This window comes from Mesorhizobium sp. M7A.T.Ca.US.000.02.2.1 (assembly GCF_003996995.1).
In the GTDB taxonomy this organism is placed as follows: Bacteria; Pseudomonadota; Alphaproteobacteria; order Rhizobiales; family Rhizobiaceae; genus Mesorhizobium.
Window position 1 is genome coordinate 1 of the sequence record NZ_RZTT01000234.1, and the last position, 9,555, is coordinate 9,555.

At 61.4% G+C, this 9,555-nt stretch carries 11 protein-coding genes; 6 read left to right on the forward strand and 5 right to left on the reverse strand.

Annotation, left to right across the window (positions count from 1 at the left end; all coding sequences use genetic code 11):
• Together EOD15_RS20990 and EOD15_RS20995 are read left to right on the forward strand one after the other, a co-directional pair.
• On the forward strand, positions 1-725 hold a 725-nt coding region (locus EOD15_RS20990; RefSeq protein WP_127408792.1), incomplete at its 5' end, for an SDR family oxidoreductase.
• Positions 726-765: 40 nt separating this feature from the next.
• Complete coding sequence (locus EOD15_RS20995; protein ID WP_127320808.1) at positions 766-915, forward strand: hypothetical protein; 150 nt, start codon at positions 766-768, stop codon at positions 913-915.
• Positions 916-973: 58 nt separating this feature from the next.
• Here EOD15_RS20995 and EOD15_RS21000 read toward each other — a convergent pair whose 3' ends face one another.
• On the reverse strand, positions 974-1,480 hold the full coding sequence (locus EOD15_RS21000) for a ferritin-like domain-containing protein (RefSeq protein WP_127320809.1): 507 nt from the start codon (positions 1,478-1,480) through the stop codon (positions 974-976).
• A gap of 231 nt (positions 1,481-1,711) precedes the next feature.
• Here EOD15_RS21000 and EOD15_RS21005 point away from each other — a divergent pair, with 231 nt between their 5' ends.
• Positions 1,712-3,421 carry an HAD-IIB family hydrolase gene (locus EOD15_RS21005; RefSeq protein ID WP_127272262.1) on the forward strand — a complete coding sequence of 570 codons (1,710 nt, stop codon included), beginning with the start codon at positions 1,712-1,714 and terminating at the stop codon, positions 3,419-3,421.
• A 129-nt stretch (positions 3,422-3,550) separates the two neighbouring features.
• Here EOD15_RS21005 and EOD15_RS21010 read toward each other — a convergent pair whose 3' ends face one another.
• From EOD15_RS21010 to EOD15_RS21020, 3 genes are read right to left on the reverse strand one after another with little or no spacing between them, the layout of a single operon-like run.
• Positions 3,551-5,830, reverse strand: a complete 2,280-nt coding sequence (locus tag EOD15_RS21010) for a xanthine dehydrogenase family protein molybdopterin-binding subunit (protein WP_127322069.1) — start codon at positions 5,828-5,830, stop codon at positions 3,551-3,553.
• Between the two features lie 3 nt (positions 5,831-5,833).
• Positions 5,834-6,856 carry a xanthine dehydrogenase family protein subunit M gene (locus EOD15_RS21015; RefSeq protein ID WP_127322070.1) on the reverse strand — a complete coding sequence of 341 codons (1,023 nt, stop codon included), beginning with the start codon at positions 6,854-6,856 and terminating at the stop codon, positions 5,834-5,836.
• Position 6,857: 1 nt separating this feature from the next.
• Positions 6,858-7,475, reverse strand: a complete 618-nt coding sequence (locus EOD15_RS21020) for a (2Fe-2S)-binding protein (protein ID WP_127322071.1) — start codon at positions 7,473-7,475, stop codon at positions 6,858-6,860.
• Between the two features lie 165 nt (positions 7,476-7,640).
• Here EOD15_RS21020 and EOD15_RS21025 point away from each other — a divergent pair, with 165 nt between their 5' ends.
• From EOD15_RS21025 to EOD15_RS21035, 3 genes are all read left to right on the forward strand, one after another.
• Complete coding sequence (locus tag EOD15_RS21025) at positions 7,641-7,811, forward strand: hypothetical protein (RefSeq protein WP_127322072.1); 171 nt, start codon at positions 7,641-7,643, stop codon at positions 7,809-7,811.
• A 170-nt stretch (positions 7,812-7,981) separates the two neighbouring features.
• Positions 7,982-8,299, forward strand: a complete 318-nt coding sequence (locus EOD15_RS21030; protein WP_127322073.1) for a plasmid stabilization protein — start codon at positions 7,982-7,984, stop codon at positions 8,297-8,299.
• A gap of 36 nt (positions 8,300-8,335) precedes the next feature.
• Complete coding sequence (locus tag EOD15_RS21035; RefSeq protein WP_127408793.1) at positions 8,336-8,779, forward strand: PPC domain-containing DNA-binding protein; 444 nt, start codon at positions 8,336-8,338, stop codon at positions 8,777-8,779.
• 22 nt (positions 8,780-8,801) lie between these two features.
• Here EOD15_RS21035 and EOD15_RS21040 read toward each other — a convergent pair.
• A partial coding sequence (locus EOD15_RS21040; RefSeq protein ID WP_148129598.1) for a DUF763 domain-containing protein occupies positions 8,802-9,555 on the reverse strand: 754 nt, incomplete at its 5' end.

A 9,555-nucleotide genomic window follows, 5' to 3' on the forward strand; every position in this document is an offset into this window, starting at 1 on the left:
AGGTAGCACTCATCACGGGCGGCGATTCCGGCATCGGCCGCTCGGTGGCGGTGTTGTTCGCCCGCGAGGGCGCCGACGTCGCGATCGTCTATCTGGCCGAGGACAAGGATGCTGAAGAGACCAAATCAGCGGTGGAAAAGGAGGGACGACGCTGCATCCTGGTCAAGGCCGATGTCAGCGAACGCAGCCACTGCCACAAGGCGGTCATGGAGACCGTTGAAAAATTCGGCCGCATCGACGTGCTGGTCAACAACGCCGCGTTCCAGATCCATTCCAGCGATTTCGGCGAGCTGACCGAAGAACATTTCGACACGACGCTGAAGACCAATCTTTACGGCTATTTTCATATGGCGCAGGAAGCGGTGCCGCACATGAAGCCCGGTTCGGCGATCATCAACACCGGTTCGGTGACCGGTATCGACGGTTCAAAACAACTGGTCGACTATTCGATGACCAAGGGCGGCATCCATGCCTTCACGCGAGCCCTGTCGGGCAATCTCATCGGCAAGGGCATAAGGGTGAATGCGGTCGCACCGGGTCCGGTGTGGACGCCGCTCAATCCGTCGGACAAGGAAGCCGACGACGTCTCGAAATTCGGCGCGGACACGCCAATGAAACGACCCGCGCAACCGGAAGAACTCGCGCCGGCCTATGTGTTCCTCGCCTCGCCGCATTGCTCGAGCTACATCACCGGCGAGATCTTGCCCGTCGTCGGAGGGTACTGAGTATGGCCGAAACGAAATCCGTAACCAAGGAGTAGGATGGATGGGCCGTCTGCTTTTCATGGTGGCGCTCGCTTGTGTAGCGTACCGCATCTACACGGAAACTGCAGGATCTGCGCGGCATGCGCCGCAGGGTGACGATGAGGCGCTGCGCAAGCAATCAGCGGCCCTGGGCGTCGACCCGTCTCACTGACGGAGTGGAAACCTAGGCAATCCGGCCGGCCGAGTTATCAGCCGGCCGGATGGCAGCCTTATTCGGCTGCCTGCAGGTTGATCTTGCTTTCCGCCATTTCGGTGAGCTTGCGATCGGTCGCCTGTTCTTCCTTCAGGTTCTTGGCCAGAACATTGGCGCAGTCCGTGCGGCCGAGTTGCTTGGCCCAGGCGATGAGCGTGCCATAGCGGGTCATCTCGTAGTGTTCGACGGCCTGCGCCGAAGCAATCAGCGCCGCGTCGAGAACCTCCTTGTCATCGACGTCACCGCTCACATCGTCGGCCTCCTCGAGAATGCCGTCGATTGCGGGACAGTTGACCTCCTTGGCCTTGACGCCATGCAATTCAAACACCTGTTCGACGCGCTCGATATGGCCTCTCGTCTGGTCGAGGTGTTTCTCAAATCCGGCTTTCAATTGCGGGTCGGTTGCCTTGTCGATCATCTTCGGCAGCGCCTTCTCGATCTGCTTTTCGGCGTAATAGATGTCGCGCAGCGTGTGCACGAAGAGATCGTCGAGTGTCTTGATGTCCTTCGAAAAGAAGCCCATGGCCTTACCTTTCATTGCGCTTAGTGTGGATTTCGGCGACGGGGTTTGCACGCCGCCAGCAAAGACGGGACGGTTCCCGGCTTGTCTGGTCAACGTACCGGCACCGAAGGAGTTCCTGATTTCCGAGGGCGAACCGCCCCTTCTCCAGACCTGCGATCCGGTCGGTGGGGAGCCTTTGTCTCGATCACACGTTCTAGCCGCAGGGCAACCGGAACGAGAAGGGTCGGCGGAATGTATTTCATTGCATTGGCGGCAGACTATGACGGCACGCTGGCTCATGATGGGATCGTCGCCAAGAAGACGCTCGCCGCGCTTGAGCGGTTCAAGAAAAGCGGCCGCAAGCTGGTTCTCGTCACCGGGCGTGAACTGCCCGATCTCAAGCGCGTCTTTCCCGAGCTTAGCCTCTTCGACAAGGTCGTCGCTGAGAATGGCGCGATGATCTACACGCCGGCCAGCGAGGAAGAACGGGTGATCGCCCCATCGCCCGAGCCCAAATTCGTCGCCAGATTGAAGCGGCAGGGCGTCAAGCCGCTTTCGGTCGGGCGATCGATCGTCGCGACTTGGGAACCTCATCAGGCGACCGTGCTCGATATCATCAAGAAGATGGGTCTCGAACTGGAAATCATCTTCAACAAGGGCGCGGTGATGATCCTGCCGAGCGGCATCAACAAAGCCACCGGGCTCGCTGCGGCCCTTCAGGACCTTCGACTTTCGCCGCACAACGTCGTCGGCGTCGGCGATGCCGAGAACGACCACGCGTTCCTGCAGGCCTGTGGCTGCAGCGCCGCCGTCGACAATGCAATTCCGGCGGTCAAGGATACAGCCGACCTGGTCATGCGTGGCGCCCGCGGCAAGGGCGTGGAGCAATTAATCGCAAAGCTGATAAAGCGTGATCACGCGATAGTGCCGAAGCGCCATGACGGCATCGTTCTTGGATCGTCTGGCGGCGATGATGTCTACCTGTCGCCGAGCGACACGATCCTCATTGCCGGGAGTTCCGGCATTGGCAAATCCACCTTGGCCACCGCGCTGACGGAACGCTTCGTCGAAAGTGGTTTTCAGTTCTGCGTCTTCGATCCCGAAGGCGACTATGACGGCCTCGAAGGCGCCGTTCGCCTGGGAGACGGCTCAAGCGCGCCGACAAAGGCGCAGGTGCTGGATCTGATCGCCAAGGCCGACAGCAACATTGTCGTCAATGGATTGGCCCTGCGCGTCGACGAGAGGCCGGATTTCTTTGCCGACCTGCTGCCTGGCCTGAGCAGTTTCCGCCGGCGCACCGCGAGACCGCACTGGCTCGTCATCGATGAAGCGCACCATCTTCTGCCCAAGCGGCGCGACGATACGCGGGCGGTCCTGTCATTGGAATTGCCGGGCACAATCCTGATCACCGTTCACCCCGAGGCGATCTCGACAGACGCCTTGCGCCTTGTCACAGCCATCATTGCGCTTGGCCCCAAGGCGAAGGACGTGGTGAAGGTCTTCTGCAAGGAAACTGGCATTGAGCCGCCAAAGGACATTCCAACGCCCAAAGGCGCGCGCGTGCTGTTCTGGCGGCCGCAGTCGGGCAAGAAAGTCAAGACGGTCAAGGTGGTTGAACCACGTCAGTCACTCAAGCGGCACAGCCGGAAATATGCCGAAGGCCAACTCGACGAAGCCGGCAGCTTCTATTTCCATGGCCCTGACAATGCGATGAACCTCAGGGCTCACAATCTGATGATCTTCGCTCAGATCGCCGAGGGGATAGACGACAAGACCTGGGAGTTTCATTTGCGCACCGGCGACTATTCCAAATGGTTCCGGCATCAGATCAGGGACAAGGACCTGGCGCGCGAAACCGCCGAGGCGGAAGAGGACAAGACCCTGTCGGCGCAGGATAGCCGCAAGCGGGTGCTTGACGCTGTACGCCGCCGTTACACGGCTCCGGCCACAGCCCCGGAGTGACACTCGAGAGCCAAGGCGATTAAGCTATCGCTGCATGCGAAAACTTTTTCAGTCGGACAACGCCGCCACCGCGACAATTTCGATGACGATGTCGGCTTGTGAAGCCCCTCCTCTCAGAGCTCTTGACCCTCAGCCTATCAAATCATCTATTCTGATCGGCAGATCGCGAATGCGCTTGCCGGTAGCATGATAGACGGCACTCGCCACGGCAGCAGCCGTTCCGACATTGCCGAGTTCGCCCAAGCCCTTGACGCCGGCAGGATTGACCTGGTGGTCGATTTCGGGGACCAGGATAACGTCGACCTGTTTGATGTCGGCGTTGACCGGCACGAGATAGTCCTGCAGGTCGCGATTGACGTAGCGCGCGTGTCGCTGATCGATTTCCGTGGCCTCGTGCAACGCCTGGCCGATGCCCCAGATCATGCCACCCATCAGCTGGCTGCGCGCGGTGCGCGTGTTCATGATGCGCCCGGCAGCGAAGGCTCCGACAATGCGCGGCACCCGGATTTCGCGTGTATAGCTGTTGATGCGCACTTCGACGAACTCGGCGCCAAAGGCATATTTGACCGAATCTTCGTCGTTCTCTCCACCATGAAACTCCGATTGTCCGGCATAGAGTTTGCTGAGGGCTTCAGGCGAAGAACCCTTCGGCGCAAACTCGGCATATTCTTCGATGGCGCCGACCTGCATGGCCTTGAACACATCGGCCAGCTTGGCGGACTTGCCGGTCTCGGTAACGACCTCTTCGTCCTTCAAATCCAGCTTGGCATTGGCCGAACCTGCCAGCGGAGCCCCCTTGCCCGCAGCGGCGGCAAACAGTTTTTCGCGTATCGCGTCGCAGGCTTTCATGACTGCGGAGCAGACGCTGGCGGTCGAGATCGATCCGCCCGACACGGGAGCCGGCGGCAAGGCACTGTCGCCCATCTCGACGCTGATCTTGTCCATGCCAACCCCCAGCCTTTCGGCCGCCATCTGGCCGGCGATGGTGCGAACGCCGGTGCCGATTTCATGCGAGCCGCACTGGACCCGAACCTCGCCATCGGCGGTGAGACGAACCCGGGCGGCGCAAGGCGCGGCGGCTGTCGGATAGATTGCCGTCGCACAGCCCATCCCGACCAGCCAATCGCCGTCGCGCATCGAGCCGACCGTGGGATCGCGTTTCGACCAGCCAAAGGCCTCCGACGCCTGGTCATAGCACTTGATGAGTGAGCGGCTGGAAAATGGCTTGCCTCCGATCGGCTCCTTCTCCGGTTCATTGATGCGACGAAACTCGACAGGATCCATGCCGAGGGCCACGGCCATTTCGTCCATGGCGTTTTCCAGCGCGTAGACATAGGGCGTCTCCGGCGGCGATCGCATGTAGCCAGGCGTGTTGCGGTCGGCATGAACCAGCGAAACATGCGTCAGAACGGAGCCGTAATTGTACATGCGCGCGGTGGCGGACGTGCCGCCGACGACATAAGGGTCAGGGCGTGACGTCACCTCCCAGGCCTCATGTCCGAACGCCGTGATGCGGCCGTCCTTGCCGGCGCCCATGCGGATCCGATGCCGCGTTTCGGCTCGATAGGTCTGCGTACCGAAGGCTTGCATGCGATTGACGACGCAGCGAACCGGCCGGCCGATGCGCCGCGCCGCGACGGCAACGATCGCGGTGCGTGCCGTCATCGGCCCCTTGGAGCCGAAGGCGCCGCCAATATAGGGACTGACGATCCGCACATTGGCCTGGTCGAGCTTCAGTTGGCGTGCCAGTTCCACCTTCCAGCCCGTAACATTCTGGCTGGGCTCGTGTATCGTCAACTGGTCGCCCTGCCACATGGCCGTGGTCGAAAACAGCTCGATCGGATTATGATGTTGGGTCGGCGTCGAATATTTTTCGTCGATCTTCACCGTCGCATCCGCCCAAGCGGCGTCGAAGTCACCGGCCTTCGCATCCTCCTTGAACATCGGGCTTTTGCCGGCAGCCGGTTCCATCTTCACGCCCTTGGAATCAAAGCTGGCGCTGGGCCGTTCGTCCTCGTAGTCGGCGCGGATCAACATCGCTGCCTCCTCCGCCGCCTCGAAGCTTTCGGCGACCACCAGAGCGATGATCTGACCATCGTGAAAAACCGTCTTGTCGTGCAAAGGCCCAATCGAACTTGCGCCGGTGTTGCCGAATTTCGGCATGTCGGTCTTGTCCAGATCGCCATAGGTGACGATGTCCAGCACACCGGGTACGGCCCTGGCGTCTTTCGTGTGAAGTTCGGAAACCTTGCCCCGCGCAATGCTGCTGGTGGCAAGGGCACCGTGGGCGACGTTGGCGGTGACGATGTCGGCGGGATAGCCGGCCTGTCCGGTAACTTTTAGCCGGGCGTCAATGCGAACAACGGGATCGCCCTGGTTTTCCCTTGGAGCGGGTGCAGCTTGGTTCATGGCTCAGCCCTTCATATCCCGGGTTTCGAGCAGCGCCCGCACCAGCGTGCGCTTGCCGAGCGGTATCTTGAATGCGTTATGCTCGCGCGGTCTGGCATCGGCGAAAGCAGCCTCTGCGGCCTCCTGCGCCGTGGCTTCGTCAAGCACTTTGCCCTGTAGCGTGTCCTCTGCTTCGCGCGCACGCCACGGCACCGTCGCCAGTCCGCCGAGCGCAATGCGCGCACTCCTTACCGTCTCGCCATCCATGTCGAGCGCGACAGCCGCGGACGCCAGCGCAAACGCGTAGGACTCGCGATCGCGTATCTTCAGATAGCGCGACCGGCTGCTCCACTGTGCGAGCGGCACTTCGATGGCGGTAATAAGCTCGTCGGCGGCCAGATCCGTCTCGATGTCGGGCGTCTCGCCCGGCCGTCTATGCAGTTTGGAAAAAGTGAGCGTGCGCCTTCCCCGCGAACCTTCGACATCGACGGTGGCGTCCAGCGCAACCAGCGCCTGCGCGAAATCACCATGATACGTGGCAATGCAGGCATCGCTCGTACCCAGCACGGCATGCTGGCGATTGGACCCTTCCATCGCAGCGCAGCCGGAGCCCGGTTCGCGCTTGTTGCACGGCCAAGATATCTCTCGAAAATACTCGCAGCGCGTACGTTGCAGCACATTGCCGCCCAGGCTCGCCATATTGCGAAGCTGACCGCTGGCAGCGAATTTCAGGCTGTCGGCGAGGACCGGGCAACGGCGCCTGACATCATTGTTGTCGGCTGCTTCACCCATACGGACCAGCGCACCAAACCGGATCTTATCATTGTCTATCCTGATCTGCCGCAAGGCCGGCTCGGCAAGAGTGTTGAGGTCGAGCAGTCGCTCCGGCCGCGCGACACCGAGCTTCATGTAGTCGGCCAGATTGGTGCCGCCGGCGATGAACTGCGTGCCGGCACCGGTTGACGGAACATGCACGGTATCGGGACGGGACGCAATGGCGATTGCCGCGGAGACGCTGGTTGGTCTTTCATATACGAATGGGCGCATCCTAAGCCCTCCTGGTCTCGTCGCGTGCCTGGACGATCGCCGCAACGATGTTGGGATAGGCCGCGCAGCGACATAGATTGCCGCTCATATATTCGCGAATATCGTCTTCCGACCCAGCATGGCCTTCGTTGATGCAACCGATGGCGGACATGATCTGGCCCGGTGTGCAATAGCCGCATTGGAAGGCATCGTGGTCGACGAAGGCCTTCTGGACCGGATGCAATTCCCCTTCCGCCGAAGCCAGGCCTTCCACCGTTGTGATCTCTCGGCCCTGGTTCATGACGGCAAAGCTCAGGCAGGACAGTACCCGCTTTCCGTCGATCAGCACCGTGCAGGCACCACACTGACCGTGATCGCAACCTTTCTTGGTGCCGGTCAGGCCGACATGGTCGCGCAGCGCGTCAAGCAGGCTGGTTCGATTGTCGAGCGCGAGGTTGTAGGTCTGCTTGTTGATACGCATCGAAACCGCCGACAAATCGCGCGGTTCGGCCGGTTTTGCGGACGCGGGCTGGGCAGCTCTCGTCGGGGAATTTACAAGCGGCATCACCGCCGCCGCCGAAACAGAGGCCGTCATGAACATGCGTCTGCTCAGGCCACTGGAAATCTTGGCATCGGACATGGCTGGCTCCGGGCTGGCTGGGTCTCAAGCGGCCCAAACCACTCGCGGAGGGCAAAGTTCCCTCCTCACGAGCCTGTGATCCTTTTTTCTGTCGGCGGGATCGACGCAATCGGAACCTCCCCGGTCAAGCGATGGTTGTGTGCCAACAGCGGGAAGGAGGCGATCATGAGCGATAGTCGGCATGGCAAGGACGGTGACAATGGACCCGTATTCTCTGCGGAGCAGGCGAGACAAGGCGAGATCATCCTGCGAACGCGCACGCGTCGGGTCGTCTTCATAGCCGGCTTGGTCGGCGTCGTGATCCTGGCCCTCGTCGTGAGGTTGGCAATCGGCTGAACCAATCCCCCTCGCCTTGCTGCTGCACTCTCCCCGGCCCGAAAGGCGCTAGCTTGCGCGGCGCGGCGGTGTTTGGCCATGCATCGCGATGCGCCATTGGCTACGCGACTTCTGTTGGAACCAGCGCGTCGAGTCGACGTTCAGCCCTTATTCAACAGGAGGAACAGGCCATGCCACGAGGCGAGAAATCGAAATACACTGACAAGCAGGAGCGCAAAGCCGACCACATTGCCGAAGGCTATGAGAAGCGCGGGGTTTCCGACAAGGAGGCAGAGCGGCGCGCATGGGCTACCGTCAACAAGGACGATGGCGGCGGCAAGAAGGAAGGCGGTTCCGGCCGCAGCAAACACACGGGCCATCCAGCGGCGCACAAAGGCGGCAAAAGCGGCGGCAAGGCATCGGCATCACGGTCTGCCGCAAGCCGATCGGAATCGGCAAAGAAAGCTGCGGCGACCCGCAAGCGCAATGCGGAACACCGCGCCCATTGATCTGAGGACGGCACTGAATGCGGCGGGAGCACAGGGATGAAATCGCAGCTCGTCAATGAGATCGGCGGACAACGGACATTCGTCGTGGTGCTCGACCCAGGCGAAGAAGCGTTCGCGGCACTGACCGCCTTCGCGGTCGACCAGGAGATCGGCAGCGCCTCCTTGACCGCCATAGGGGCTTTCAAAAAAGCCACGGTGGGCTGGTTTGATCCGGCCTCGAAGACCTACCGCAAAATCCCTGTCGACGAACAGTGCGAGGTTCTGAGCGCGATCGGCGATGTCGCACTGGGTGACGACGATAAGCCCAGCCTGCACGTCCATGCGGTGCTTGGATTGAGCGACGGCACCACTCGGGGTGGACATCTGCTTGACGGCATCGTTCGGCCAACGCTCGAAATCACCCTGGTGGAAGCACCCGGTCATCTGCGTCGCAGCAAGCGTCCGGAGCTCGGTGTCGCACTCATCGATCTTGACGATTGATCTCCAGCCCCTCCACCCGTGCTCACGTTTTCTCGTTCCGCTCAGCTGATGCTGTGTCCGGCGGCGCTTCCCAGCCAAACACGCTGCGCCCGCCAAGCAGATGCGACTGGTCGAATTCTCCCGCGACAATTTCCTTCAGGCTAGGGCCGGTCACGTATCGTTCGACTTGCCGCGACTGATCGTCGAGCCGCCTCAAGGCACCGATTTCTTCATCGCGACCGAGCTTTGCCTTCTGCACGGCCGACTTCAGAACCCCGATCGTCTCGTCATAGACCTTCAGCGGTACCGGAAATGGATGCCTGTCCTTGCCGCCATGCGCCAGCGAGAAGCGGCCGGGATCGGAAAACCGGCAAGGCGCGCCATGCACCACCTCGGCAACGAGGGCCAGAGCGCGCACCGTGCGCGCGCCGACGCCGGGGACCAGAAGGAGCTCGGCGAAATCGGTGGGACCGCGGTCCGCGGCGGCTGCGATATTGCCGTGAAGACGATGCATGACGACATCGCTTTCGCGAACGTCATGATGGGCCGGCATGACCAAATGCGGCAGCAGCAGCTGCTCCGGTTCCCGCCGACGCGTCGGCTCCGCGCAACGCTCCAATGCTGCAAGCTCGCCCAGGATGCGATCGGGTCCGAGGTCTTGCAAAAGATTCAGTTGCCCTTGGCGCGACGCGTCGGCGCGCCTGTCGGTCAGGTTGACGATCTCACCTTGATGGACGCCCTCTATGGCGGCATGCGGCTGGTCGACAAAACTCTTGAGGCCCTCGGAGAGCCAATGG

What these genes read in the sequence shown, in the direction of transcription:
- EOD15_RS20995 (WP_127320808.1), top strand. Translation starts at nt 766, where the DNA reads ATGGGCCGTCTGCTTTTCATGGTGGCGCTCGCTTGTGTAGCGTACCGC.
- EOD15_RS21000 (WP_127320809.1), bottom strand. Translation starts at nt 1,480, where the DNA reads ATGGGCTTCTTTTCGAAGGACATCAAGACACTCGACGATCTCTTCGTG.
- EOD15_RS21005 (WP_127272262.1), top strand. Translation starts at nt 1,712, where the DNA reads ATGTATTTCATTGCATTGGCGGCAGACTATGACGGCACGCTGGCTCAT.
- EOD15_RS21010 (WP_127322069.1), bottom strand. Translation starts at nt 5,830, where the DNA reads ATGAACCAAGCTGCACCCGCTCCAAGGGAAAACCAGGGCGATCCCGTT.
- EOD15_RS21015 (WP_127322070.1), bottom strand. Translation starts at nt 6,856, where the DNA reads ATGCGCCCATTCGTATATGAAAGACCAACCAGCGTCTCCGCGGCAATC.
- EOD15_RS21020 (WP_127322071.1), bottom strand. Translation starts at nt 7,475, where the DNA reads ATGTCCGATGCCAAGATTTCCAGTGGCCTGAGCAGACGCATGTTCATG.
- EOD15_RS21025 (WP_127322072.1), top strand. Translation starts at nt 7,641, where the DNA reads ATGAGCGATAGTCGGCATGGCAAGGACGGTGACAATGGACCCGTATTC.
- EOD15_RS21030 (WP_127322073.1), top strand. Translation starts at nt 7,982, where the DNA reads ATGCCACGAGGCGAGAAATCGAAATACACTGACAAGCAGGAGCGCAAA.
- EOD15_RS21035 (WP_127408793.1), top strand. Translation starts at nt 8,336, where the DNA reads ATGAAATCGCAGCTCGTCAATGAGATCGGCGGACAACGGACATTCGTC.